This is a genomic window from Bradyrhizobium sp. F1.4.3 (assembly GCF_040548375.1).
Classification (GTDB): Bacteria; Pseudomonadota; Alphaproteobacteria; order Rhizobiales; family Xanthobacteraceae; genus Bradyrhizobium.
In genome coordinates this window covers 1,073,843-1,098,015 of the sequence record NZ_JBEPRN010000001.1, presented here as the reverse complement: position 1 = coordinate 1,098,015, position 24,173 = coordinate 1,073,843, and the positions used below count along the sequence as shown (strand labels likewise).

The following is a 24,173-nucleotide window of genomic DNA, read 5'->3' as shown; positions in this document are numbered from 1 at the left end:
AGCCGTCATGCGCGATCATCGTTCTCCGACCAAATTCAATCGCCGCGCGGCAATCGGTCTGCTGGGAGCAGGCCTTGCGGCGCCGTTCATCCGCCCCGGTCATGCCGAGGCGGTGTGGCCGGAGCAGACCACGATCCCCGACATCCTGAAGGGCAGTGGCGAGGTCCGCATCGCCACCTTCGGCGGCACGATGCAGGAAACCCAGCAAAGGGCCTATTTCGAGCCATTCGAGAGGCTGTCCGGCATCAAGGTGCATGCCTTTCCCGGTACCAACCCGACCAAGATCAAGGCCATGGTCGAGACCGGCAACGTCGAATGGGACATCGCCCAGCTCAGCCGCGGCTCGATCATGAATCTGCAGAAGCAAGGCGACTACTTCGAGAAGATCGACTATTCCCTGGTCGACGACGGTGTCGGCACCGCCTACCGCTTCGAATACGGCCTCGAGATGCTGGTGTGGGCGCAGGTGATGGGCTATCGGACCGATGCCTTCAAGGGCGACGCGCCTAAAGGCTGGGTAGATTTCTGGGACACCAAGAAGTTTCCCGGCGACCGGGCCATGGGCGGCACCGGCGCCGGCGGCTGGCCCGAGATGGAATTCGCCCTGATGGCGGCCGGCGTGCCGGCCGACAAGCTCTATCCGCTCGATATCGACAAGGCTTTTGCAAGCTACGACGGGATCAAGAAGGCGGTCGTCAAATGGTGGGACACCGGCGCCGTGCCGATCCAGCTTCTGACCGACCGCGAGATCGCCATGACAACCGTCTGGAACGGCCGCATGGCTGCGCTGCAGGCGGCGAACGTTCCCGCCGCAATATGCTGGAATCAGGGGCTGATGAAGCGCGACGCCTGGGGCATCCCCAAGGGCGCCAAGAACGCCACGAATGCCATGAAGTTCGCAGCCTATTCGACCATGGCGATCCCGCAGGCACGCATCGCCTTCGGAATCCCCTACGGTCAGGTCAACGCCAAGTCGAACGACTACATCCCGCCCGAACGGCTGGCCGTGCTGCCCAGCGCCCCCGCCATCAAATCGCAGCTCGTGAACTATGACTATGATTGGTGGATCGACAATCGCGACACGGTCGTTAGTCGTTTCAACAAATGGCTGCTGAGCTGACGACGATGACCGGGGCTGGCCGCGGCGCGTCGGTATCGCTCAGCAACCTGGAAAGGCGCTATGATCGCGTGGCCGCGGTGGCCGGCGTTTCGTTAGACATTCTCTCCGGCGAGTTCCTGACGCTGCTGGGACCGAGCGGATCCGGCAAGTCGACGACCTTGATGATGATCGCCGGCTTCGAGACGCCGACCGGCGGCGACATCGCCATCGACGGGAAGTCGGTCGTCGCCATGCCGCCCTATCGCCGCAACATCGGCATGGTGTTCCAGAACTACGCTCTGTTTCCTCATCTCACCGCTGCCGACAATATCGGATTTCCGCTGAAGCAGCGCGGCGTCGGCAAGGCGGAGCGGGAAAAGCTGGTCCGCGAGGCGCTGGCGCTGATGCAATTGCCCGACCACGGTGAGCGCTACCCGCGCCAATTGTCCGGTGGCCAGCAACAGCGGGTCGCTCTCGCGCGCGCCATCGTGTTCAAGCCGCGCCTTCTTCTGATGGACGAACCCTTGGGCGCGCTCGACAAGCAGCTCCGCGAGAACCTGCAGCTGGAGATGCGCCGCCTTCATGCCGGTCTGGGCATCACCTTCATCTATGTCACCCACGACCAGGAGGAGGCTCTCACCATGTCGGACCGTATCGCCGTCATGAATGGAGGGCTGGTGGCACAGGTCGGACGGCCTGAGGATCTGTATGACCGGCCGGGCAGCCGCTTCGTCGCCTCCTTCCTCGGCGAGTCGAATTTCCTCCCGGCCATCGTGCGCGGCATCGAGGACGATGTCGTGGTGGCCGAGTGCGAAGGGGCGATCGTCCGTGCTTTGTGTCCCGGCCGGCCCGGTACTGGCGAGAAGGTCATGCTGACGACGCGTCCGGAGCGTATCCGCTTCGCCGACGGCGCCTTTGCTTCGACCGCGCCGCAGAACCGTCTCAGCGTCACCGTGACCGAGGCGGTGTTTGCCGGCGAACGCTGCCGCTACATGTTGCAGGCACGCGACGGCACCGCGATGGTGCTGAAAGAGCCGTCGAGTGCGGCAATCCGGCGCCGCGCGGTCGGCGAGCGGACGGAGATCGCTTGGTCGGTTGCGGATACGATCCTTGTCTGAGGGGGTCGAAATCCGTTTCGAAGGACTGGCCGCCACGCGGCAGAGCGGCGTGTGGCTGCCCCGGCGGCTGTCCCGGCGGCCGGTCATGCCGCTGCTGCTGGCAGCGCCGCTTCTGCTGTTCATGCTCGTGTTCTACGCATTGCCGGTGCTGTCGATGTTGATGCGCAGCGTCAACGATCCCAACTGGACGCTGTCGCACTATGCCTCCCTGACGGACGACACGGTGTTCCTGAAAGTCTTCTCGAACACGCTTTACACGTCGTTGAGCGTCACCGCGGGGGCGCTGCTGCTGGGCTATCCTGTCGCTCTCTCGCTGGTGCGCGCGCCGCGCTACGCGCCGGTGATCCTGTTCCTGATCCTGCTGCCATTCTGGACCAGCGTGTTGGTCCGCAGCTACGCCTGGATGGTGCTGCTGGGCCGGCACGGCCTAATCAATGAGGCGCTGCTCGCGGTAGGCATGATCAACCAGCCGTTGCGTATCCTCAATACGCCGCTGGCGACCCAGATCGCGATGGTTCACATCCTGCTACCGTACATGGTTCTCCCGATCGCCAATGCGCTCCGACAGATCGATCCGTCGCTGGCGCGCGCGGCGTCCGGGCTTGGCGCCACGCCGTGGGCGACCTTTCGGCAGATAACGCTGCCGCTCTCCATGCCGGGCGTCGCCGCCGGCGTGCTGCTGGTATTCGTACTGGCGCTGGGCTTCTATATCACGCCGGCCATGGTCGGCGGCACGCGCGAGATCACGCTATCGATGCTGATCGCCCAACAGGTCGATCAGCTCAACTGGGCCTATGCAGCGACCCTTTCGGTCCTACTGCTGGCAACGGCGCTCGCCATCATCGCGGCTTTCTATCGGCTGCCTGGTGTCGGCCATACGCTCCGAACGAGCGCACGATGACAGTCGCCCGCGTGCTACCGGCGACGCTCGTAGGCCTCATTCTCATGTTCCTCGCCTTGCCCATCGTCGTCGTGATGGTGGTCTCGTTTTCTTCGGCGACCTACCTGACGTTTCCACCGCCGGCTTTCGGGTTGCGCTGGTACAGCGCCTATTTCGCCAGCGACGATTGGTTGCGCTCCACCTGGCTCAGCCTCTGGGTCGCAGCCTCCGTGGTCGTGCTGGCGACGCTACTCGGTACGCTGGCAGCGCTTGGCATCGCCCGACTGCCCAAAGGACTCCGCGTTCTGGCCTCTGCGCTGATCCTGTCGCCGTTGATCGTGCCGGTGATCGTCGTGGCCATCGGCATCTACTACGCCTTCGCCCGTTACGGCCTGGTCGGCACGCCGGCCGGCCTGATCCTCGCCCATACCTGTCTTGCGGTGCCCTTCGTCGTCACCAGCGTGAACGCTAGCCTGGCGGGCATCGACCCCCGCCTGGAGCAGGCGGCGCTTAGCCTCGGCGCCACACCCACCGGCACTTTTTTCCAGATCACGCTGCCACTGATCCGCCCTGGCGTTCTGGTCGGTGCCCTGTTCGCTTTCATCACATCGTTCGATGAGCTGGTCGTTGCGCTGTTCATATCCGGCTCGGGCGCGGTTACGCTGCCGCGCCGCATGTGGGACGATTTGCTCTATCAGATCGAGCCGACCATCGCAGCGGTCTCAACCCTGACCATCGTGCTGACGGTCGTGTTGATGGGCTGCGCCCACCTCCTTGGAAAACGAGCGGCCGCTTGACCTTGGCCCAGCCGAGACGCCAAGGTTGCAATCGACCGTGCGAGCATTTCCTCGGGGGACCAACTGAATGCCTACAAGTGCACAAACATTGATCAAGAGAAGCAAATTAGTGCTGCTTGCTAACGAAATATATCTCAGATCACCTCTCCGTCCGGTCGATCTGCGAGTGCAATTTGACCGGGCGTGTAGGTTGCGTCTGGCGACCGAGCAAGGCGAGCAAGCCTTACATCGGAATCTTTGCGGCGCTGTTTGATTCAGGTTCCTCGAAAACATCCCTTTCAGGCGGACGATCGGAGGAAATATCGCAGGTCTACGCTGTGTGGGGAAAGGCGGTAACGGTCTAGGGACTCGAACCCCCGACGCCCCCGGATGTATCAGTCCGCTACTATGCACTCGCATGCGCGCGCGCTCCGTATTGCTCGGAGCAGTTCCTGTAGGAGGAATTCTTATTTGGAAGTGCCTGCTAAGCAATTGATATTAGTAGACGTAAAGGCGGCCATTTTTTCCAAACACGGATTGAAATCGTTGGATAATCGAGCGGATTTTGATTCCGCCACTCGGTTGTCTGATCCGCTGCGGCCGAAACGAGACGAGAGCCCCAAGTTCGCTGCTTAGAAGCTCAGGTAGGCGCGATTCCCTTGGTCGCGTTCGAAAAGCGCTGCAGCGTCTGGCCAAAGCCACGTTGATCACTGCGTGAGTGCCTCACGCGGAAGACTGAATAAGGTATCGCAGCGCCGGCGGGTGTGGGGAAATGCGGTAGCGCTCTCCCGCTACGCCCCGCCACGTTCCTACGCCGATGTTGTGCTCCTGGTGGTAGCGTTTGGAGCGCTTGACGCGATCGGAAACCCGGCGCCCACTTGAAACTTCATCTTCATCAGCGCGGGCAAGGAGAATCGGCGACAAGGTTCACCGCCAGCTTGAAAAGCGTCGGTCGCTCGAACGGAAGCTCGCTGACTTTCGCTCCATTGAGAATCTCGTCCGGCAGCGAGGCCTGACGGTCTCGCGGGCCCTGAAGTAGGTAGTTGCTGCGCTGTGAGGGCCGAAATCACGCGGCGGCGTGGTGATCGTCGTCGGCGGCGTCGCGCACGTTCTGCGCCAGCGGGGCGCCGCCGCCGGCGCCTATCATCGTGGCGCCGCCGGCGATAGCTGAGCCTTGGTGGAGGTTCGTCGTGAAACATGAGCGTGATCACGCCCGTCGTCTTTGCGTCCTCGCGGTTCGGCCCTGCCGGCCGGCTGACCGGCCCAGCAACCCGGAGGTTAGTCCGGTCCGCGCCGGGCGGCGAGTATCGTATGCAACGTTGCGTGTGGCCGGCGCGCCCGTCGCCACATCTTCGGTACAATTGCGGGACCGTGCTACTTTCCCGCGCCTGTCGTCAGCCCGCTGACAATGTAGCGCTCGAGGAGGATGCCGACCAGGACGAGCGGGGCGATTGCCGCCGTCGACAGCGCTGCCATCGACCACCAGTTGATGCCTTGCGAGCCGGTCTGGCTCGCCACCATCACCGGAAGCGTCTTCGCATCCGTGCTGGTGAGGAGAGCCGCGAAGAAATACTCGTTCCAGCACAGCACCAGCGACAGGATGAAGGCGGCCACCATCCCGGGCACTGCAAGCGGCAGGATGATGCGCAGGAACGCGCCCCAGGTCGACAGTCCATCGACGAAGGCGGCTTCATCGAGCTCGATCGGGATCCCATTGAACTGGTCGCGCATGATCCAGATGACGATGGGCAGGACCGAGAGCGTATAGAGCAGGATCAGGCCGAAGCGGGTGTCGAGCAGTGCGAGCGCCTTGTAGAGCACGAGGAAGGGCAGGGCGAGCACGACCGGCGGCAGGATCAGTTGCGACATGAAGAAGAACAGGATGTCGTCGTTGCGCATCCAGGCGAATTTGTAGCGGAAGCGGCTGAGGCCGTAGGCGGCGAGCGAACCGAGGATCAGTGAGAGCAGGGACGCGCCGACCGAGGTGATGATGCTGTTGACGAACCGGCTCGTGAACTCCGCGCGGGCGGTCGAGGTGCCGAACAGCGTGTCTGGCGACAGCCCGAGCGAGCGCCATCCCTTCCAGTCCGGCTGGAAATCGACCCATGGGATCAGATGCGCCTGCGTGACGTCGACTGCCGATTTGAACGACGTCGTCACCGTCCAGTAAATCGGGAACAGGCAAATGAACGTCCAGAACAAGAGCGCGGCATAGATCAGCACGCGGCCAAGTACCCGCTTGGCGCGCAGTGCCGCGGGATGCCGCCGGACGGGCTTCAATGCCGATGTCGATATCGACACGCGCGTGGGCTCCTTGGTTCTAGACGACTCTCTGGGTCCAACGCTTGGACAGGCGCAAGAGCAGCGTCAGGAGGACGATGATCAGCACCAGATAGACCATGGCGAGCGCCGTGCCGTATCCGACATTGGAGCGGTCACGGTACACGCGATAGATGAAGCTCGACACGGTGTCGGTGGCGCCCCCGGGCCCGCCGGCCGTCACGTTGATTACGATGTCCGCAAGCTTCAGCTTGAAGATGATGCGGATGATAAGGACAGTGATGCTGACCGGCAGCATGATCGGAAAGGTGACGTGCCAGAACGACTGCCAGCCGTTGGCGCCATCGACCTTGGCGGCCTCCTGTACCTCCCGCGGCATGGCCTGGAGGCCGGCGAGCAGGATGATCATGATGAAGGGGATTGATACCCAGGCGTCCATCGCCTGGATGCTCAAGCGCGCCATCCAGGGCGAAGCGAAGAACGCCGGGTTCTCCCATCCAATATAGCGCGCCAGCGTCGCAGCGGGCCCGAAGCGATATTCGAGGAGCGACTTGCCGATCATCCAGCTCACCGCGACAGGGCTCAGCATCATCGGCAGCAGGAACACCACACGGAAGAACTTGCGCGCGCGGATCTCGGCGCTGAGCAGCAGCGCGAGGCCGAACGCGATCGCGTACTCGCCGAGAACTGCGACCGCGTAGAAGATCATGTTGCCCAGCGCGTTCCAGTAATAGGTATCGTTGAGCATCCCGACGAGATTGCCGAAGCCGCTGAAGCGCGGGCCTTCGACCGAGCTGAGATTCCAGTCGAGCGAGGCGATATAGATCCCGAAGATGGTCGGGAAGATCACCACCGCAATGGTGAAGAACACTGCCGGTAGCAGGAACAGCGCGCGCTGGCCGCGCTCGCCGCGGATCAGCACTTGGGCGATGGCGAAGGCGACGGCCCAGATGAGATAGGCGATGAGGATCGGTCGCCAATCGGAGAACCCCGCCGCGGTCGCACTGGTCGTGTGCAGGATCTGGACGAGGAGCACGAGCAGAAGGCCGAGCGACGCCAGCGCGATAAGCGCGCGGCCCGCGGCCTTCCGCCTGGCCGGCGCGCGCGCTACCGCGGGCTGGTGGTGCAGGTCGTCGGTCACGGGAGCTGAATTCTGCATGGCAATCGAACTCTGCCGATCCTGAATGCCCGGCCGGCCGCCGGGCAAGTTTTCGGCTGGCACCGCGAGAGCGACGCCAGCCGAGGGTCTTCGTGATGCTCATGCGGCTACACGCCGAGCGAGGCCTTGTAGAGTCCGACCTGCCGCTCGCGGCCGATCTGGTTGGTCAGCTTCTCCCAGGCGGCGGCGATGTTGTTCGCGCCGGTCTGCGCGTCGACCTTGCCGGCAAAAATCTTCGTCAGCTCGTCCTCCGCGATGCTGTAGTACTGAAAGATGCCGGGGATGCGCGGCTCGACCGCCCGGTTCGGATGATTATAGGAGCCAAGCTGCGAGTTGAGGTAGGAGGTGATGTATTTGCGGTCATAGCCCGCAGCCACCCATTCGTCGAACTGGAAGTGGCTGGTGCGGTGGGCTTGAAAGCCCGACGGATACATCACCATCCACAGCGACAGATCCTTGCCGCCGAGATGCGCAGCCGCGCTCCAGGCGGCCTTGTGCTTCTTCTCGTCGCCATTGACCCTGGCCATCACGTAGACGCCCCAGCCGAGATAGGCGCAGTTCGGCGCGTGGTTCGGACCGCTCGCGAGCTTGTCCCACTGTCCGGTCTTGGAATTATAGACATCGTCCGATCCCGGCAGGATGTCGAAGCCGACGATATCGCCGATGACCGAGGTGTCGCTCGCCTTGGCGACCTGGCCGATGTCGCCCCACCAGGGGATCATCGAGCCGATGCCGGCGAGAAATTGCTGGAAGCCGGTGGTGTTCGGATCGGCGTTGAGCTGGTCGGCCGGCTCGAACGGCAGCGAGTCAATGACGTCCTGGATAGCGCGCACCCAGGCCGGATTGTTGATGCGCGGCTTCATCGTATCGATGTCGAACAGCCAAGCCTTGTCGTCGGGATGTTTGGCATAGGCAGAGGCGCGGCTGCCGAGGAAATAGAAGCCGAAGCCGCCCCAGGGTTTTGGCGCATCGAGATAGCCGAACGCGTTCTGGTTCTTGATCTTCTTGCCTTTGAGGAATTTCGTCACCGCCTGGACCTGCTGCCAGGTTTTCGGCACGCCCCATTCGCCCGTGTTGCCGGCGTCCTTCCAGGCCTTGGCAAGGGCTGCGTCGGAGAAGACGTCGGTGCGGTAGTTGAAGTTGTGGCAGTCGCCGTCGATGGTGACGCGATAGGTCTTGCCGTTCCAGGTTCCGACCGGCGGTTTCAGATAGTCGACATAGTCATCGATATCGATCTGCTTTTTGACCCAGTCCGGCATCTCCGATGCCAGTCCCTTGCCACAGACATCGCCCTCGAACGGCGCGCCCATCTCGAGGATGTCGAAATCGACCGTGCCGGTTGCGATCGCCTGCTGGAGCCGCGGGTTGTAGTCGGCCTGGGCGAGATCGATCCAGGAGATTTTCGCGCCCGTATAAGCTTCCCACGGCTTGAGGAAGCCGCGGAACAGGAGATTATGTAGGTTCTGATTGTTGAGTCCCATAAACGAGAGCTCGACGCCCTTGAATTCGCCTTCCTTGATGCTCGCTTTGGTCGGGCCGAGGCAGAGTTCGCCGACCTTCTGCCAGTCGCCGTCCGTCGGTGCGCCCTTGCCGACACCCGGGATTTGCGCGATCTGCGCGCGTAGGTTGGCTTGCGCCAATGCGAGCTCCGAGAACGTGCCGAGCGCGCTGCTGGTCCCGAGTGCTGCGGCGCTCGCCGCGCCTCTCAGCACCGTTCGCCGGTTCGGCTGGAATGCGGAATGCTGATCGTGATCGTGCTGTTTCACCGCGATACCCTCCCGTTTTTGACTTTCTTTGCGTGACTTTCTTTTGTGAAGTCTAATTCGCCCGAGCACCTCGATGACGTGACGCTCGGCGGACTTCCGCGTCGTGGCGATGGCGGCAGAGGCCTGTCGAGTATGCAGCGGCACACATCAAAGTCAACGAATGCGCGTGAAGTTGAGGTCGCGCGTGCCGTCGGTGCGCGAACGATGAGCAGAGTCTTCGCAATGCCGCGCTGCAAGATGATTGATGCCGTGCAGCGCCGATCACCGTCGCGGTGATCGTGAATGAGCAGGTTCCGCGAGCGTGACATCATCTCGACGTCGTATTTATGTCAGACGGCTCGTGCAGCCGTGCCGCCGTCCAGACGGTTTGAGGTGTTCACCTCAAACCGCATCAGGCGGGATGACGCCCTTCTTGAAGATGAAGCAACCATAAAAGCGCCGCTCTCCGGTCTGGATCACGCAATAGGATCTCTTCGCAAGCTCGTAGAATGCAAAGCGCTCGACTGAGGCCATCGGAAAAGATCGGCCCTGCGCCGCATCGAGTTCGGCCTGGACCTCGCTCTGCACAGGCGGAATTTCATTGGGCTGACCGACGATCTCCATGCGGGATGCCGGCTTGTCCACGAAACTGTCGAGCGGCAGCACCGACAGGATCGCGCGCGCGGCGCGGCTTGCGGTGACGTTGTCGATGCGCAACAGCCGCCCCAGCACGGTCCGGCGCGCGACCGCGTCGGCGGGAAAGTTCGTGTCGCAGAGAACGAGATCGTCGCCATGCCCCATGGACCGCAGCGCATAGAGAACATCGGCATTCAAAAGCGGATCGATCGATTTCAGCATGCGGCGTCTCCCTTGACGAGATCAGGCTTCTTGGATTGATTGACTATCCGACGTTGCGGTGCCGTCGTCCATATCGACGTCCACGATTTGCAAGGATCGTGTATCTCGGCATCGATCTCGGCACCTCGGCGGTCAAGACCGTCCTCGTCGATCACGCTCAACGCGTGATCGCGAGCGCGAGTCGACCGTTGAGGACGGCCTCGCCGCGTCCCGGTCTTGCTGTATTTCGCGATGAATCCTTAGCCCGTATTCTTGACCGCCTCAGCTAGCATGGCGTAAAGCTCGCGCTTGCTGAATTCATTAGGCTGCTGCCTCTCTAGCGGTTTCGATACCTTCTTTTCCACCGGGCTGGCACAGGCGGCCGACAATGCCGGCCTTCGCTTCGGGACTGGTCTTATTCTGGGCTTTGCTGCTGGCGGCTTGTGACCACGCTTCAGGCGCAAGCGAGTCAGCCTCCCGCAAACTGCGTTACGGCTACACCCGAGTGCGCGCGCGATCTGTGCGGCGCTGTGTCCCAATGCCCAGAGTTCTTTGAGCAGCTTTATGTCTCTCTCATCCCAACTCATGGGAGATACTATAACGCCGGCTGCCAACGACCGGCTAGTCTAGTCTTCGTCTGGCTCGCGCACGACCGGCGGTTCGTCGGCGAGGTCTTCTTCTTCCTCGTCGTCATCTTCGTCTTCATCTTCATCGGGATCGCGGGGCGGCATCGCCTTGCCCATGATCACGAGTCGACTCCTGTCGATCAACCCAGGAAAAAAGACCTCGGGGATGTGTTGCTTCATGTTGTTGCTCCTCAAAAAATGCCAATGACCGGATGTGAAGACCTGACCACGGATTGCGATGGTACCCGATTTGAGCCCCTCCTAGCGCTCGGGCGTTCAAACCTTCGGAATGAGCACCATTGGAGGCCGAGGGAGCTGAAGAGGAACCTGAGGCCAGAAGGAGTGGCAGACGCGTCAACGTTTCCCCACTGGCCACGCACCACTTTTCGCTCGACCAGGCGCCGGCGGCGTTCGAGCAGCAGGTCGCCGTCGCGATGGGATCATCAAGGCGGTCATGCACGCACATCTGACCATCGTCTTCTGCCTCCCAGCCGTAAAACCGGACGAAGCTCCCAAGGCGTGAACTCGCTTTTTGCATCCGGGGTGCCAGTCAGGTAAAAAAAGTACCACGATTGGCCGCCAAATGTGGTGGTACGCGTCTATTTCGTCACCTACCGTGGCGGTCAAGCAAGAGCCGGTATCAAGAAAATCGGCCGGCTAGGAACGAGGTCGTTGCGGGTGCGTGCACGCGACCGGGAGGAAGGACATGGAGCCGGATCTTGAGCTGGTCCAGATAAGGCCGGGGGAGTCGTTCGCCGCCTGGTCACACGGTTATCCTTTCCGCACCGTACGATGGCATTTTCACCCGGAATATGAGCTGCACATGGTGGCGGCGACCACCGGCCGCTATTTCGTCGGCGATTTCATCGGCGATTTCGCGCCCGGCAACCTCGTGCTGACCGGGCCCAATCTGCCGCATAATTGGGTCAGCGACATTCCGCCAGGGACCAGCATTCCGCTGCGCTGCCGCATTATCCAGTTCAGCGAGGAGTTCATCGACGGCGCCATCAAAGGCCTGCCGGAACTCGCGGCACTGCGGCCGGTGCTGGAATCGTCCCGGCGAGGTGTGCTGTTCAGCAGCGAAACCAGCCGGCGGCTGTCGCCGCTGCTCGAAGAGACGATGCAAGCCAACGGCATGCGCCGCATCGAGTTGTTTATGCTGATCGCCGGCGTGTTGAGCCGGGCACGGGGATCGCGCATGCTGGCCAGCGCTAGCTATCTGCCCGATCCGTCCGGCTATATGTCCGCAGGCATCAACAAAGCGCTCGCCTATCTCCGCAAGCATCTGACCAAGCCGTTCAGCGAGATGGATCTCGCCGAGATCGCAGGTCAGAGCACAAGCGCCTTCTCGCGTGCGTTCCGCCAGCACACCGGCATGTCGCTGATGCAATATGTAAAACGGCTGCGCATCAATCTTGCCTGCCAGATTCTGATGAGCGATGAGCACGCCTCGATTGCAAGTATCTGCTACGAGGTCGGCTACAACAACATGTCGAATTTCAACCGACAATTCCTCGCCGAGAAGGGAATGACACCGTCACAGTTCCGGCGATTGCTGCTCGACAACATCAACGCGCCCAAAGCCGCATGAGAATGTTCTACGGCTTGGCCGCATAGCTCGTCGAGGGAGACGACGCATTATTGACAATCACGGCGCGGACCGGCTTCCAGCGGTTCGGCGAAGGAAGACTGCTGTGTGCAGGATCGACAAAAAAGAAGGGGGACTGTCCGGGATCGCCGGCGCCGACCTCCCGCATTCAAGGCAACCGCAAGGGTTGCTCTTACCCTAGGGAGAAGACCATATGACACTAGCATCATTGAACGGACTCGGGATGGCGGCGCTCGCCTTGTGCATCCTGGCTGGCGGTCCCGCTTTCGGTCAGAATGCCAAGGTACCGGGCGCGACGGTCGCTTTTCTGATGCCGGACCAGGCTTCGACACGTTACGAGGAACACGATCGCCCCGGTTTCGTGGCTGAGATGAGCAAGCTGTGCCCGACCTGTAAGGTGCTCTACCAGAACGCCGACGCGAATGCGTCGCGCCAACAGCAGCAGTTCAATTCCGTCATTTCGCAGGGCGCCAAGGTCATCGTCATCGACCCCGTCGATTCCATCGCTGCGGCGTCGCTCGTGAAGCAGGCCCAGGAGCAGGGCGTGAAGGTCATTGCCTATGACCGGCCGATCCCCTCCACGCCGGCAGACTTCTACGTGTCTTTCGACAACAAGGCGATCGGCAAGGCGATCGCTAAATCGCTGGTCGACCATCTGAAGGCGACCAACGTGCCGACCGACGATATCGGCGTGCTGGAAATCAACGGCTCACCGACCGATGCCGCGGCCGGGCTGATCAGGGACGGTATCCACGACGGTCTGGCCGGCAGTGGATACAAGACACTCGCCGAGTACGACACGCCGGATTGGGCGCCGCCGAAGGCGCAGCAGTGGGCCAGCGGCCAGATTACCCGTTTCGGAAAGAAGATTATGGGCGTCGTGGCCGCCAACGACGGAACCGGCGGTGCCGCGATCGCCGCTCTCAAGGCCGCAGGGGTCAATCCGGTGCCGCCGGTCACCGGCAACGACGCTACGATCGCCGGCCTTCAACTCATTATTGCCGGGGACCAATACAATACCATCAACAAGCCAAGCGAGATCGTCGCGGCCGCGGCGGCCAATGTGGCCGTCCAATTGCTCGCGGGGGAGAAGCCAAAATCCGAAACTACGCTGTTCAACACGCCGTCGCAGCTGTTCACGCCGACGCTGGTCACGGCCGACAACCTCAAGGCAGAGATCGTCGACAAGCGGATCAACGGCAAACCGATCCAGAAGCCCGAGGTGCTCTGCGCGGGCCGCTATGCCGAAGGCTGCAAGAAACTCGGCATTACCAAGTAGAGATTCGTCAAGGTATTTTTTGGCCCGGCGATGCGGTTCGGTTCACCGCATGGCCGGGACGATCACGGAACGCCATGCATGACCGACCCAGCATCGCAATCCAATTCGCAGAACGACCTGGTGCTTAGCCTGCGCGGGATTTCAAAAAACTTCGGCGCCGTCTCCGCCTTGACCAATATCGATCTTGATGTCCACGCCGGCGAGGTCGTCGCGTTGGTCGGCGACAATGGCGCCGGCAAGTCGACCCTGGTGAAGATCCTCGCCGGCGTTCATCTGCCGGATTCGGGAACGATCACCTTCTGCGGCGATATCGTGGTCCTCGACGATCCGGCCGCGTCGCTGCGGCTCGGTATCGCGACCGTATTCCAGGATCTGGCGCTGTGTGAGAATCTCGACGTCGTCGCTAACATTTTCCTCGGACGGGAACTCGATCCATGGCGCCTCGACGAGGTGGCGATGGAGATTCGGGCTTGGACCCTGCTCAACGAACTGTCGGCGCGCATCCCCAGTGTTCGCGAGCCGGTGGCATCGCTTTCCGGCGGCCAGCGCCAGACGGTCGCAATCGCCCGTTCGCTGCTGCTCGAGCCGAAGCTGATCCTGCTCGACGAACCAACGGCTGCGCTTGGCGTGGCGCAGACCGCCGAGGTGCTTGATCTGATCGAGCGCGTTCGCGATCGTGGTCTCGCCGTCGTGATGATCAGTCACAATATGGAAGACGTTCGCGCGGTCGCGGACCGGATCGTGGTGCTGCGGCTCGGACGCAACAACGGCATCTTCGATCCCGACGCATCCAATCAGGAACTTGTGAGCGCCATCACGGGAGCCTCGAACAACGCCGTGTCCCGCCGCGCAGAGCGGCGACAGGGCTCACGTGAACATTCAGGGGAGCCGCGGCCGTGAACGGCGACACGGAACGTCGCGCAACGTCGGCGCCGCTCGATCGCGCCGACGAGCGGATTCGCAGCGATGCGGGTCTTGCCGGCGCCACGCGCGCCTTCCTGGACCGGGTCCGCTCCGGCGATCTCGGCGCGCTTCCGGTCGTGATCGGGCTGGTGATCATCTGCACGGCGTTTCAGAGCCTCAATCCGGTGTTCCTGTCGAGCAATAATCTCGTCAACCTGTTGTTCGACTGTTCGACGGTGGGGGTGATCGCGCTTGGGATTGTCTGCATCCTGATGATCGGCGAAATCGATCTGTCGGTCGGCTCGGTCAGCGGTTTCGCTTCGGCCATGGTTGGTGTGCTCTGGGTCAACATGGAATGGCCAGCGTGGTTCGCTATTTTCGCTGCGCTCGTCGTCGGCGGAGCCATTGGCGCACTCTACGCGGTGTTGCTTAACCGCTTCGGGATGCCAAGCTTCGTCTCGACACTGGCCGGCCTGCTCGCGGTTCTGGGCTTGCAACTTTATCTTCTGGGCTCGACCGGGTCGATCAATCTGCCGTACGGCTCGCCGCTCGTGAATTTTGGTCAGATGCTGGTCATGCCGCCCGCGGTCGGCTACACGCTGGCTGCGGTGACCGGTGCGGTGATCTTCGCAACGACGTTTCGAACGGCCGTCCGCCGCAAGCAGGCTGGATTGTCGGCGAGATCGCTGAGCAGCCTGTTGCTTCGCGCCACTGTGATCACGATTATCCTCGAACTCGTCGTCTATTATCTCAATCAGGATCGCGGCGTGCCCTGGATGTTCGGTCTGTTCGTCGCTCTGGTCGTAGCGATGAACTATGCGTTGACCCGAACGAAGTGGGGACGCTCGATGAATGCAGTAGGGGGCAATCGGGAGGCGGCGCGCCGCGCCGGCATCAGTGTGGGTCGGACCTACATGACGGCCTTCGTGCTGTGCGCGACCTTCGCGGCCGCTGGCGGCATCCTTTCGGCGGCGCGCCTGGCGTCCGCGAGCCAGCAGGCCGGCACCGGCGATGTCAATCTCAACGCCATCGCGGCCGCCGTGATCGGTGGAACCAGCCTGTTCGGCGGTCGCGGCAGCGCCTATTCCGCGCTGCTTGGCATCATCGTAATTCAATCGATCACGAGTGGTCTGACGCTGCTCGATCTATCATCTTCGCTCCGGTACATGATCACGGGCGCCGTGCTGGCCGTTGCCGTCATCGTCGATTCGCTGGCCCGCCGCTCACGCATGTCCCATGGCCGGGCCTGAAATCATCCCAAGCAACAGGAACGCCATGACTCTCACGCTGTCCGGAAAAGTGGCCGCTATCACGGGAGCGGCTTCGGGGATCGGTCTGGAATGCTCCAGGATTCTGCTGCGCGAGGGCGCGCGCGTTGTGCTGGTCGACCGTGACGAGGATGCCTTGAAGTCGGCTTGCGCAATCCTCGGCCAGGAGGCGATCCCGTTGACGATCGACCTCACCAAGCCTGAAAGCGTCAGCCGTATGATGCCGCGGATACTGGACCTCGCGGGCCAACTCGACATCTTCCACGCCAATGCAGGAACCTACGTCGGCGGCGATATCGTGGACGGCGACCCCGATATCTGGGACCGCGTGCTGAACCTCAACGTCAACGCTGCCTTCCGCTCGGTCCACGCCGTCCTGCCGCACATGATCGCGCGTGGGACAGGCGACATCATCGTGACGAGCTCGATTGCCGGTCTGGTGCCGGTGGTTTGGGAGCCGATCTACTCCGCTTCCAAGCACGCGGTTCAGGCGTTCGTACATACGGTCAGGCGGCAGGTCGCCAAGCATGGGCTGCGCGTCGGCGCCGTGGCTCCAGGTCCCGTGGTCACGGCCCTGATCAAGGATTGGCCCAAGGACAAGCTCGATGACGAATTGGCGGCCGGAGGCTTGATGCAGCCGGTCGAAGTGGCCGAGGCCGTGCTGTTCATGCTGACGCGGCCGAGGAACGTCACCATCCGCGATCTCGTCATTCTGCCGCAGAGCAACGACTTGTAAGACGCGTCATCGCCAAACACGGTAGGAATCACGGGGCATGCCCGAAAAGCATTTCCTCGGCATCGACGTCGGCACGGGCAGCGCGCGCGCCGTAGTGTCTTCGATGAGTTCGGCACGTTGCTCGGATCCGCCAAGGCGGACATTGCGTTGTGGCACGAGGCAGGCCAAATTATCGAGCAGTCCAGCAACGATATCTGGTGCGCTGTGTGTGCCTGCGTGCAAGGCAGCGGTTTGACCGCCGTCGCGGCCGCGCAACTTGGCTTGATGCCTGAAACGCCGGTCGCCGCCGGGCTGATCGACGCCCATGCCGGCGGAGTTGGAACGGTCGGCGCGCGTGGCGGGCCGGGTTCGGTACCTCGGCCTGCACGATGTCCTCGACCAATGATGGAGCCTTCGTACCCCGGGTGTGGGGGCCGTATTTCTCCGCCATGGTGCCGGGCCTTTGGTTGAACGAAGGCGGTCAGTCCGGCTTCTGATCACTGTGGATCACTTTTGATCGACCTCGAGCTCCTTGGCCACGACTGGCTCAAATTGGCCCATGATGGATTGGAACGAGAGTTTAGGTTTTTCAACTGGCTAGAAGGTAGCGTGTGCACCGGGAGATCAAGAAGAATCTACACTCCGGAAAGTGTGAAGTTGTCGACAAGCACGGCGTATTGAGTTTGCATCAAGCTCTCGGGGGTTCCCTGTAGAAATTACAGCTAGCCAGCAGCATCTGAAAGATGCTGGGAATCAGCGGGCTTCATCGCGCAGATGATACCAATGATAGAGCATGCGCTGACCGAGACGGCGGAATGGCGCGAAGGGATGCGTCGGGAGCGGGGAGGTGAAGATAGGTAGCCCTTGGCCTTTGAATGTCTTGCCCGCGAGCATCTGGGCCATGCGCCGGCCCGCTTGCGCAGAATAGGACACGCCGTTGCCACCATAGCCGAGTGCATAGACCAGCTTCTGCTTTGCGTCGGGCCGGAAGATGCGGGGCATCATGTCATGGCTGACGTCGACCCAGCCCCACCAGGAGTAGTCGATCGCGATCCCCTCGAGCGGCGGGAATTTGCGGTGAAGGCCGCCGATCAGGAGTTGAAGATGGCGGTCGTGGGCCGCGTCCGCGCCGGTGATCGCGCTGCGACTGCCGATCTGGAGACGATTGTCCGGCAGCAGGCGGTAGTAGAAGCGAAGCGTGCGGGTGTCCGTGATCACCTGCCTGGTGCGGAACCCGGTCGCATCGATTTCGGCCTGTGTCAGCGGCCGTGTCACCAGCGAATTGGAGAGGATCGGCATGCAGCGGCCGCCGAGCTCCGGCGTCAGGCCGAGCGATGTGTAGGCGCCGGTCGCGATCCCCACTGCGGCAGCGCGCACCGTTCCGCCCGGCGTGCGCAGAAGATATGCGCCGTCATGCCGTTCGACCCGCTGCACCGGGCTTGCCGTGTGTACGCGCACGCCGAGATCGCGTGCCATGCGCAGATAGCCGAACGCAAGCTTGGCGGGATGGACCCCGGTTCCGAGCGGCTCGTGGACCGCGCCGACGGCCTCGGCCTCGTCGACGAAATCACGGCGCAGCTCATCGTGTGACACGACGCGCGTCGCATAGCCGAACAGCTCGTTGAGGACCCTTGATTCGGCTGCGATCTTGTCGAGGTGACGCTGACGATGGGCAAGATAGAGATGCCCGCCACGCTGCGGCTCGCAATCGACCGGACTCGCGCGCACCAGCTCTTCAAACGTCTCAAAACCTTCGGTGATCTCGGCATGCATGCGCCGCGCAGTATCGAGACCCCAGCGCTTGATCCATTGCGAGCGCGTCAGGCGGCCCGAGGCATTCTGCGCCTGGCCGCCATTCCGGGTGCTACAGCCCCAGGCGACGCGATTGGCCTCGAGCACGACGGCCTTGATGCCGTATTCGCGCGCAAGGAAGATCGCGCAGGCGAGTCCCGTATAGCCCGAGCCGATGATCGCGACGTCGGCGACCGTGTCGTTGGTGATCGGGCCGTCGTCCGGCGGAGGTGTGCCGGCCGTGGCGATCCAGTAGGTCGGCGCATATTGCCGATTGTGGCCGGGACCACTGGAAACCAGCGGATCATAGTGCGGATCATAGGCCGCCGCCGGCGGCGCGGCGTGCACGTTCATCGCGCGTCGCTCCGCTGCGCTGCCGGCTGCGCCGGCCTGTCCTTGCGGAAGGCGCTCTTGGTGCAGATCCTCTCGCCGCGGAATCCGAAGAGATCGCAGCCTTCGACCTCGATGCGCGCTCCGTCCGGCGAGGTGGCGCGAAAAATCCATTCGGAGACGGCGCGGTCGCCGAACACGGTGTGCCGCGTGCACTCCCAGCTCACATCGGGCATCGCGGTCCAGGTTGCCTCGAAAGCGGCCCGAACCGCGCTCGTGCCGGCCAGCCGTCGGCCGCAGATGTCGGGACCCGCGGCCGTATCGAACAAGATGTCCTCGGTCATGCAGGCCATTACACCCGCGCCGTCGTGCCGGTTGAAGGCGGCGAACAGGGTTTCGAGCAGCTCTTGCCTGACGGTATTGATGTTGCGCATGCCGGTATCCTCGCGCGCCAACGCGCGCCGTTACAGCCTGATGGGGGCATCTGGACATCTGCCACGCGGTGAGGAGGTGGCCGTAGAACCAGACCGCGCGAGCTCTGCGGCCAGACTGGCATGGCGAGGCTGAGGCAGCTGGCACTTCCGCAGCGAAGTTCCGCCCTGTTGATAGCCGGCGATGGCCGCCAATCTCCCCTCTCTCGCCCTGCATCGATGATGACGATTCAGGAAATCGCTGCCGCGATCCGCGATATCGCCGCGACGGCGCTTCCGACGCCTGCCGTGATGCTGGCGGCTGCGATGTCGATTCTGGCGGCGGCTCTGGTGCGCGGCTTCACCGGTTTCGGCTTCGCGCTGACGGCGGTGCCGCTGCTCGGGCTGTTCATGCCGCCGATACAATCGGTTCCGGTCGCGGTGTGTCTTCAGCTCATCATCGGCCTCGGCGATCTCCCGCGCGCCTCGCGCGTCTGCGATTGGCCGTCGCTGCGCTGGCTCGTCATCGGCGGGGTGATCGGCTCGCCGCTCGGCGCGCTCATTCTGCGCGCGGCGTCCGCGCCGGCTGCACGCATCATGATCGCGCTGATCACGGCTGGCGCGGTCGTGGCGCTCAATGCCGGCTTCCGGCTCGCGGTGGCTCCATCGCGGAGCGTCACGGCATTGGTCGGCATGACCGCGGGCCTGTTCAACGGCCTGGCGGCGATGCCGGGGCCGCCGGTCATTGTCTATTACAGCACTGGTCCCTTCGGCCGCGTCGCGGCGCGCGCCTCGATGATGGTGTTCTTCCTGGTCTCGTCTGTTGCCGTGCTCATCAGCACTGCCATGCTGGGGCTGTTGGACCGGAGCACGGCGGTGCTGACCGCGCTTGGCGTTCCGGTCATGTTGTTCGGAACCTGGCTCGGCGATCTCGGCTTTCACCGCGGCAGCGACTGGCTGCATCGCCGCGTCTCGATCGCCAGCCTCGCCGTGGTGGCGCTGGGCAGTGCCATCAAGGGTGTGAGCGATCTGCTCTAAACTAGCCGTGTCGTGCGAAGACCTCGCCGAGCTTGGCCATGCCGGCGGCGATCCGGTCGGTCCGGATCGACGAGAAGCCGAGCCGGAAGCAATGCCGTGTCGCGTCGGGGCTCATCGAAAACACGTCGCCGGGCTCGATCACGACGCCCTCGGCGCGCGCGGCTTCCGACAGCTTTGCGCTGTCGGTTCCGTCGGGGCAGGAAATCCAATAGCTTGTGCTGCCGGATCCACGCGCCCAGCGGCATGCCGGCAGCGTCTGCGGCAGCAACTCGTCGACCAACCTGGCGCGCTCCAGCAGCACGCGGCCGACTTGTTGCAAGTGCGAGCGGTAATGGCCGAGGCCGATGAACAGCGCGGCGACGCGCTGGTTGTTGAGGGGCGGGTGCCGCAGCATCAGCCGCCGTAATGCCCGCAATTCGCGGACCACGGGCGCCGGCGCAACGACGTAGCCGAGCCGCAGTCCCGGCGCCAGGGCTTTCGAGAGGCTGCCGACATAGAGGACGGTCTGGTCGTGGTCGAGGCTCATCAGCGGCGGCAGCGCATCGCCTTCCGGGATCAACTCGCTTTCATAGTCGTCCTCGATCAGGACGATGTCGCGGTCCCGCGCCGCTCGCAGAATATCGTCGCGGCGCGCGTGCGACATCGCGGCCGTGGTCGGGCATTGATGGCTGGCGGTGACGTAGGCAAGCGAGCAGCGTGCAAAATCGTCGTCAGGCACCATTCCGTCGTCATCGACCCGCAGCGGAACGACGTCCGACGTCATCATGCCGAAGATGTTGCGGGCGTCCGGATACCCCGGATCTTCCATGCCGATGGTTGTCGTCGGTCGCACGAACAGCTTGGCGATCAGATAGAGGGCATGCTGCGCCCCGATCGTGATCATGATCTCGTCGGCGCGTGCGCGAATGCCGCGGCGCGGCAGCACCTGCCGCTGTAATTGCTCGATCAGCGCGGGATCGTCGCCGTCGATCATGTCGCGCGCCCAGTTGTTGATCTCGGGCACGCTGAGCGCGGCGCGCGCGCTCTCCCGCCAGTCGTTGGTGGGAAACAGGCTCGGGTCGAACTGGCCGAAGATAAAGGGGTAGGGGTATGTCTGCCAGTCGAGCGGCTTGACGATGTTGCGGAACGTCGAAGGCTGGAGCGCGAAGCGCTCGGTCCAGCGCCGGCTGTAAGCCTCGGTCGCAGGCAGTTTGGCCTCGCCAATCTGCTTGGGCAGGCCGGCGACGAAATAGCCGCTGCGCTCGCGCGAGACCAGGAAGTTCTGGTCGACGAGTTGCTCATAGGCGATGACGATGGTGTTGCGCGAGCACTTGAGGAGCGCGGCAAGATCGCGGCTGGACGGCATGCGCACGCCGAGGGGAAGCCGGCCGTCCTCGATGGCCGTCACGATCATCTGGCGAATCTGGAGCTGCAGGAAACTGCCGCCCCGATCCAGGCCCTGGAACAGCGATCCCCAGAACAGGACATCGTTGGGTGGGGCGGCCGGTGCCGTTGCTTCGGATTGCCGCAGGAGTGCAAATTTTCCCATCGGGGCTTGTCCAGTGTGGGTCGCGTAAACACAAAAAACAAAGCAAAAACCACGCCATAGCGGCAAGAATGACGTGTTGCTGTGCATGGGCTGGCTCCATTTGTGCATGGCATCTGGCGCTGGTCTAGGGCCACGCGAGGTCCCAGGGTCGATAGCGTGACATCTGGGAGTTCAATGTGAGCGCGGAGACGGTCGTTTACTCAGCCCGCAAGATCGTGACGATGAATCCGTCGCGCCCGCTCGCGACCCATGTCGCGGTGCGCGATGGCCGCATCGTTGCGGTCGGCAATGCTGCGGAGATTGCACCATTCGCCGGCGGAGCGATCGACGACCGCTTCCGCGACAAGGTGCTGCTGCCCGGGTTCGTCGAGGGCCACAGCCATATCATGGAGGGCATGATGTGGTCGCTGCCCTATGTCGGGGCGTTTGATCGTCGCTCGCCGGAGGGCAAGGTCGTATCGGGCGTGCGTGACATCGACGCGATAGTCGCCCGGCTGCAGGAGGCCGAATCCAGGATCGGCGATCCCAACGCAACGCTGTTCGCCTGGGGCTTCGATCCGCTGCATATCGGCGGACGCATGCTGACCCGCCGGGATCTCGATCGCGTCTCGACCGCGCGGCCGATCGTGGTGATCCATGCGAGCTTCCACATCAGCAATGTCAACACGCTGGTGCTGGAGCGCACCGAATTGCTACGCGCGATCGAGATTTCCGGCGTCGTCGCCGGCGAGGACGGTCTGGCCAGCGGAGAGCTACAGGGCATCGCCGCGCGGTTTCGCGTCTTTCGCGTGCTCGGCAATCCGTTGTCCTCCGGCATCACGATAGACGACGTCGACCGCTATGCCGCGTCTGCCTGCGTGCAGGGCGTGACCACGATCACCGATCTGCACAATGATCTCACGGATCCGACGATCGAGCTCTACGCGGCGGCCACCCGTTCGCCCGAGTTCGGTGTGCGGCTGGTGCCCGCATTGGCTTCGGCCTCGCACACGCCCGAGCAGGCGATCGCGAAGATCGCGATATTGCGGGAGAGCGGCAACGACCGCCTGCACTACGGCATCGTCAAGCTGGTCGTGGACGGCTCAATCCAGGGCTTCACCGCGCGATTGCGATGGCCCGGCTATCACAACGGCGCCCCGAACGGACTTTGGTACATCGCGCCCGAGGATCTGCCGCGGCTGGTCGACCTCTATCACAAGGCGGGCATTCAGCTTCACATCCACACCAATGGCGATGAGGCCACGGAGCTGGCGCTCGATGCCATCGAGAAGGCGCTGGCCGCGACGCCCCGCGCGGATCACCGCCACACCCTGCAGCATTGCCAGATGGCGGACGCCGCGCAGTTCCGGCGCATGAAGGCGCTCGGCGTCTGCGTCAATCTGTTCGCCAACCACCTGTTCTACTGGGGTGACTCCCACCACGATCTGACAATGGGGCCGGAGCGCGCCGGGAGACTGGACGCAACCGGTACCGCTCTGCGCAGCGGCGTTCTGTTCGCGATCCACTCGGATGCACCGGTTACGCCGCTTTCGCCGCTGTTTACCGCCTGGTGCGCGGTCAATCGGGTCTCGTCGTCAGGCCGCAAGCTCGGGACCGAGACGGAAGCTCTCGGCGTCGAGCAGGCCCTCGCTGCGATCACGATCGGCGCCGCCTACACACTGAAGCTCGATCACCTGATCGGCAGCATCGAGTGCGGCAAATTTGCGGACTTCGCCGTCCTGGATGACGATCCGCTCGCGGTCGCTCCCGCTGGGCTGAGGGACGTGCCCGTGTGGGGCACGGTCGTCGGCGGCCATGTCAGGAAAGCTCCGCGCGCATGATCCGGTCCGCGCCCATCCCAGTGACGGTGATTGGAGGCTTTCTCGGCGCCGGTAAGACGACGCTGATCAATCGGCTGCTGGCGAACGGTCGCACGCGTTGCGCGGTGCTGGTGAACGATTTCGGCGAAATCAATATCGATGCGGCCCTGATCGAGAGCCACGACGGCACGACGATGTCGCTGACCAATGGCTGCGTCTGCTGCAGCATCGGTTCAGGCTTTCTGGACACGCTCGGCAGCCTGCTTGACGAAAGCGGGCGTTTCGAGCGCATCGTGATCGAGGCGAGTGGGGTCGGCGATCCCTGGCGCATCGCCGAGATCGCGCTGGTTGAGCCGGCGCTGCGGCTCGATGGCGTGGTCGTGCTCGCCGATGCATGCCGGATCTCAGCCCTCATGGAGGATCGCCAGGTGGGCGATACCGTTCGCAATCAGTTCGCAAAATGCGACGTGGTGCTGCTCAGCAAGCGCGATCTGGTGACGGAGGCGCAGCTTGAAGCGGCGCGCGGTGCGATCCGCGCGGTACGGCAGGACGTCCGGATCGAAATCCTCCCGGATGGGGCGCTGGACACCGTTGTGTTCGGCCGACGCGAGGCGCCACAGTTTCGCGCCGTGGCCGTCGATGAGGACGTCGATCACGAAGGCGAGTTCCGGCGCTGGACCTATCGGCGCGCCGGCAGCTTCGACCGCGATCTGTTGGCCGCGGCTGTGAGCGCATTGCCGCCGCAACTGCTGCGATTGAAGGGCGTCTGCCGGATCGGCGACCAAGCGCGGCCGCAGGTATTCCAGATGGTGTCGCGGATCTGGTCGCTGGCGCAGCCCGAGCGCGACGCCGGGCAGGGCGCGGACGCGATCGTGCTGGTGGGCGTCGGGACCGCTGATCTTCCGGCAGATCATGAACTGGATGCCATTCTTGACCGTGCATTGGCCGTAACGGCCGCTGCATGACGACAAGCAGATATCGAT

At 63.2% G+C, this 24,173-nt stretch carries 21 protein-coding genes and 2 pseudogenes; 14 read left to right on the top strand and 9 right to left on the bottom strand.

Annotated features, from left to right (window positions below; all coding sequences use genetic code 11):
* Nucleotides 1-7: 7 nt before the first annotated feature.
* Genes ABIB73_RS05400 through ABIB73_RS05385 form a run of 4 tightly spaced genes read left to right on the top strand, consistent with a single transcriptional unit; the run spans nt 8 to nt 3,894 of the window.
* The gene (locus ABIB73_RS05400; RefSeq protein WP_354222013.1) at nt 8-1,120 is read left to right on the top strand and encodes an ABC transporter substrate-binding protein; all 1,113 of its coding nucleotides are present in this window, start codon (nt 8-10) and stop codon (nt 1,118-1,120) included.
* 5 nt (nt 1,121-1,125) lie between these two features.
* Complete coding sequence (locus ABIB73_RS05395) at nt 1,126-2,217, top strand: ABC transporter ATP-binding protein (RefSeq protein WP_354222012.1); 1,092 nt, start codon at nt 1,126-1,128, stop codon at nt 2,215-2,217.
* Nucleotides 2,210-3,118, top strand: a complete 909-nt coding sequence (locus tag ABIB73_RS05390; protein WP_354222011.1) for an ABC transporter permease — start codon at nt 2,210-2,212, stop codon at nt 3,116-3,118. Before ABIB73_RS05395 ends, ABIB73_RS05390 begins: the two co-directional genes overlap by 8 nt.
* A complete protein-coding gene (locus ABIB73_RS05385) occupies nt 3,115-3,894 on the top strand; it encodes an ABC transporter permease (RefSeq protein WP_354222010.1) in 780 nt (259 codons plus the stop codon). Before ABIB73_RS05390 ends, ABIB73_RS05385 begins: the two co-directional genes overlap by 4 nt.
* A gap of 1,353 nt (nt 3,895-5,247) precedes the next feature.
* Here the strand turns inward: ABIB73_RS05385 and ABIB73_RS05380 are convergent.
* The 4 genes from ABIB73_RS05380 to ABIB73_RS05365 form a co-directional block, all read right to left on the bottom strand.
* Entirely contained in the window at nt 5,248-6,153 is a 906-nt protein-coding gene (locus ABIB73_RS05380; RefSeq protein ID WP_354222572.1) for a carbohydrate ABC transporter permease, read from the bottom strand.
* A 40-nt stretch (nt 6,154-6,193) separates the two neighbouring features.
* Nucleotides 6,194-7,312: a carbohydrate ABC transporter permease gene (locus ABIB73_RS05375; RefSeq protein ID WP_354222009.1), complete on the bottom strand. Its 1,119-nt coding sequence runs from the start codon at nt 7,310-7,312 to the stop codon at nt 6,194-6,196.
* 107 nt (nt 7,313-7,419) lie between these two features.
* Nucleotides 7,420-9,078 (bottom strand): type 2 periplasmic-binding domain-containing protein, encoded by a 1,659-nt coding sequence (locus tag ABIB73_RS05370; RefSeq protein ID WP_354222008.1) that lies wholly within the window; start codon nt 9,076-9,078, stop codon nt 7,420-7,422.
* A 381-nt stretch (nt 9,079-9,459) separates the two neighbouring features.
* Nucleotides 9,460-9,915 (bottom strand): RbsD/FucU family protein, encoded by a 456-nt coding sequence (locus tag ABIB73_RS05365; RefSeq protein ID WP_354222007.1) that lies wholly within the window; start codon nt 9,913-9,915, stop codon nt 9,460-9,462.
* A 98-nt stretch (nt 9,916-10,013) separates the two neighbouring features.
* On the opposite strand from ABIB73_RS05365, the pseudogene ABIB73_RS05360 reads away from it, so the two are divergent.
* Nucleotides 10,014-10,130, top strand: a pseudogene (locus ABIB73_RS05360) (FGGY family carbohydrate kinase); the annotation flags it as partial.
* Nucleotides 10,131-10,154: 24 nt separating this feature from the next.
* Here ABIB73_RS05360 and ABIB73_RS05355 read toward each other — a convergent pair.
* Both ABIB73_RS05355 and ABIB73_RS05350 read right to left on the bottom strand, forming a co-directional pair.
* Nucleotides 10,155-10,481: a GcrA family cell cycle regulator gene (locus ABIB73_RS05355; RefSeq protein WP_354222006.1), complete on the bottom strand. Its 327-nt coding sequence runs from the start codon at nt 10,479-10,481 to the stop codon at nt 10,155-10,157.
* Between the two features lie 39 nt (nt 10,482-10,520).
* Entirely contained in the window at nt 10,521-10,700 is a 180-nt protein-coding gene (locus ABIB73_RS05350; protein WP_354222005.1) for a hypothetical protein, read from the bottom strand.
* A 526-nt stretch (nt 10,701-11,226) separates the two neighbouring features.
* On the opposite strand from ABIB73_RS05350, the gene ABIB73_RS05345 reads away from it, so the two are divergent.
* From ABIB73_RS05345 to ABIB73_RS37555, 6 genes and pseudogenes are all read left to right on the top strand, one after another.
* Nucleotides 11,227-12,111, top strand: coding sequence for an AraC family transcriptional regulator (locus ABIB73_RS05345; protein WP_354222004.1), 885 nt, complete (start codon nt 11,227-11,229; stop codon nt 12,109-12,111).
* Nucleotides 12,112-12,322: 211 nt separating this feature from the next.
* Entirely contained in the window at nt 12,323-13,408 is a 1,086-nt protein-coding gene (locus ABIB73_RS05340; protein ID WP_354222003.1) for an ABC transporter substrate-binding protein, read from the top strand.
* Between the two features lie 78 nt (nt 13,409-13,486).
* On the top strand, nt 13,487-14,308 hold the full coding sequence (locus tag ABIB73_RS05335; protein ID WP_354222002.1) for an ATP-binding cassette domain-containing protein: 822 nt from the start codon (nt 13,487-13,489) through the stop codon (nt 14,306-14,308).
* Nucleotides 14,305-15,561: a sugar ABC transporter permease gene (locus ABIB73_RS05330; protein ID WP_354222001.1), complete on the top strand. Its 1,257-nt coding sequence runs from the start codon at nt 14,305-14,307 to the stop codon at nt 15,559-15,561. The genes ABIB73_RS05335 and ABIB73_RS05330 overlap by 4 nt, the downstream gene beginning before the upstream one ends.
* Before the next feature lie 25 nt (nt 15,562-15,586).
* Nucleotides 15,587-16,315 (top strand): SDR family oxidoreductase, encoded by a 729-nt coding sequence (locus ABIB73_RS05325; protein WP_354222000.1) that lies wholly within the window; start codon nt 15,587-15,589, stop codon nt 16,313-16,315.
* Nucleotides 16,316-16,543: 228 nt separating this feature from the next.
* Nucleotides 16,544-16,782, top strand: a pseudogene (locus ABIB73_RS37555) (FGGY-family carbohydrate kinase); the annotation flags it as partial.
* 265 nt (nt 16,783-17,047) lie between these two features.
* Here ABIB73_RS37555 and ABIB73_RS05315 read toward each other — a convergent pair.
* Entirely contained in the window at nt 17,048-18,439 is a 1,392-nt protein-coding gene (locus ABIB73_RS05315) for an NAD(P)/FAD-dependent oxidoreductase (RefSeq protein ID WP_354221999.1), read from the bottom strand.
* On the bottom strand, nt 18,436-18,849 hold the full coding sequence (locus ABIB73_RS05310; RefSeq protein ID WP_354221998.1) for a nuclear transport factor 2 family protein: 414 nt from the start codon (nt 18,847-18,849) through the stop codon (nt 18,436-18,438). The genes ABIB73_RS05315 and ABIB73_RS05310 overlap by 4 nt, the downstream gene beginning before the upstream one ends.
* A 219-nt stretch (nt 18,850-19,068) precedes the next feature.
* Here ABIB73_RS05310 and ABIB73_RS05305 point away from each other — a divergent pair, with 219 nt between their 5' ends.
* Nucleotides 19,069-19,863, top strand: coding sequence for a sulfite exporter TauE/SafE family protein (locus ABIB73_RS05305; RefSeq protein ID WP_354221997.1), 795 nt, complete (start codon nt 19,069-19,071; stop codon nt 19,861-19,863).
* 1 nt (nt 19,864) lies between these two features.
* Here the strand turns inward: ABIB73_RS05305 and pdxR are convergent, their stop codons facing one another.
* Nucleotides 19,865-21,391, bottom strand: coding sequence for a MocR-like pyridoxine biosynthesis transcription factor PdxR (pdxR, locus tag ABIB73_RS05300; RefSeq protein WP_354221996.1), 1,527 nt, complete (start codon nt 21,389-21,391; stop codon nt 19,865-19,867).
* A 176-nt stretch (nt 21,392-21,567) separates the two neighbouring features.
* Between pdxR and ABIB73_RS05295 the strand changes: the two genes are divergently transcribed.
* Together ABIB73_RS05295 and ABIB73_RS05290 are read left to right on the top strand one after the other, a co-directional pair.
* The gene (locus tag ABIB73_RS05295; protein WP_354221995.1) at nt 21,568-23,211 is read left to right on the top strand and encodes an amidohydrolase; all 1,644 of its coding nucleotides are present in this window, start codon (nt 21,568-21,570) and stop codon (nt 23,209-23,211) included.
* Nucleotides 23,208-24,155, top strand: coding sequence for a CobW family GTP-binding protein (locus tag ABIB73_RS05290; protein ID WP_354221994.1), 948 nt, complete (start codon nt 23,208-23,210; stop codon nt 24,153-24,155). The genes ABIB73_RS05295 and ABIB73_RS05290 overlap by 4 nt, the downstream gene beginning before the upstream one ends.
* Nucleotides 24,156-24,173 lie beyond the last annotated feature (18 nt).

Bases quoted from the DNA above. Each gene is read 5' to 3' on its own strand.
- ABIB73_RS05400 (WP_354222013.1), top strand. From the start codon at position 8: ATGCGCGATCATCGTTCTCCGACCAAATTCAATCGCCGCGCGGCAATC.
- ABIB73_RS05395 (WP_354222012.1), top strand. From the start codon at position 1,126: ATGACCGGGGCTGGCCGCGGCGCGTCGGTATCGCTCAGCAACCTGGAA.
- ABIB73_RS05385 (WP_354222010.1), top strand. From the start codon at position 3,115: ATGACAGTCGCCCGCGTGCTACCGGCGACGCTCGTAGGCCTCATTCTC.
- ABIB73_RS05375 (WP_354222009.1), bottom strand. From the start codon at position 7,312: ATGCAGAATTCAGCTCCCGTGACCGACGACCTGCACCACCAGCCCGCG.
- ABIB73_RS05365 (WP_354222007.1), bottom strand. From the start codon at position 9,915: ATGCTGAAATCGATCGATCCGCTTTTGAATGCCGATGTTCTCTATGCG.
- ABIB73_RS05355 (WP_354222006.1), bottom strand. From the start codon at position 10,481: ATGAGTTGGGATGAGAGAGACATAAAGCTGCTCAAAGAACTCTGGGCA.
- ABIB73_RS05350 (WP_354222005.1), bottom strand. From the start codon at position 10,700: ATGAAGCAACACATCCCCGAGGTCTTTTTTCCTGGGTTGATCGACAGG.
- ABIB73_RS05345 (WP_354222004.1), top strand. From the start codon at position 11,227: ATGGAGCCGGATCTTGAGCTGGTCCAGATAAGGCCGGGGGAGTCGTTC.
- ABIB73_RS05340 (WP_354222003.1), top strand. From the start codon at position 12,323: ATGACACTAGCATCATTGAACGGACTCGGGATGGCGGCGCTCGCCTTG.
- ABIB73_RS05335 (WP_354222002.1), top strand. From the start codon at position 13,487: ATGACCGACCCAGCATCGCAATCCAATTCGCAGAACGACCTGGTGCTT.
- ABIB73_RS05325 (WP_354222000.1), top strand. From the start codon at position 15,587: ATGACTCTCACGCTGTCCGGAAAAGTGGCCGCTATCACGGGAGCGGCT.
- ABIB73_RS05315 (WP_354221999.1), bottom strand. From the start codon at position 18,439: ATGAACGTGCACGCCGCGCCGCCGGCGGCGGCCTATGATCCGCACTAT.
- ABIB73_RS05310 (WP_354221998.1), bottom strand. From the start codon at position 18,849: ATGCGCAACATCAATACCGTCAGGCAAGAGCTGCTCGAAACCCTGTTC.
- ABIB73_RS05305 (WP_354221997.1), top strand. From the start codon at position 19,069: ATGACGATTCAGGAAATCGCTGCCGCGATCCGCGATATCGCCGCGACG.
- pdxR (WP_354221996.1), bottom strand. From the start codon at position 21,391: ATGGGAAAATTTGCACTCCTGCGGCAATCCGAAGCAACGGCACCGGCC.
- ABIB73_RS05290 (WP_354221994.1), top strand. From the start codon at position 23,208: ATGATCCGGTCCGCGCCCATCCCAGTGACGGTGATTGGAGGCTTTCTC.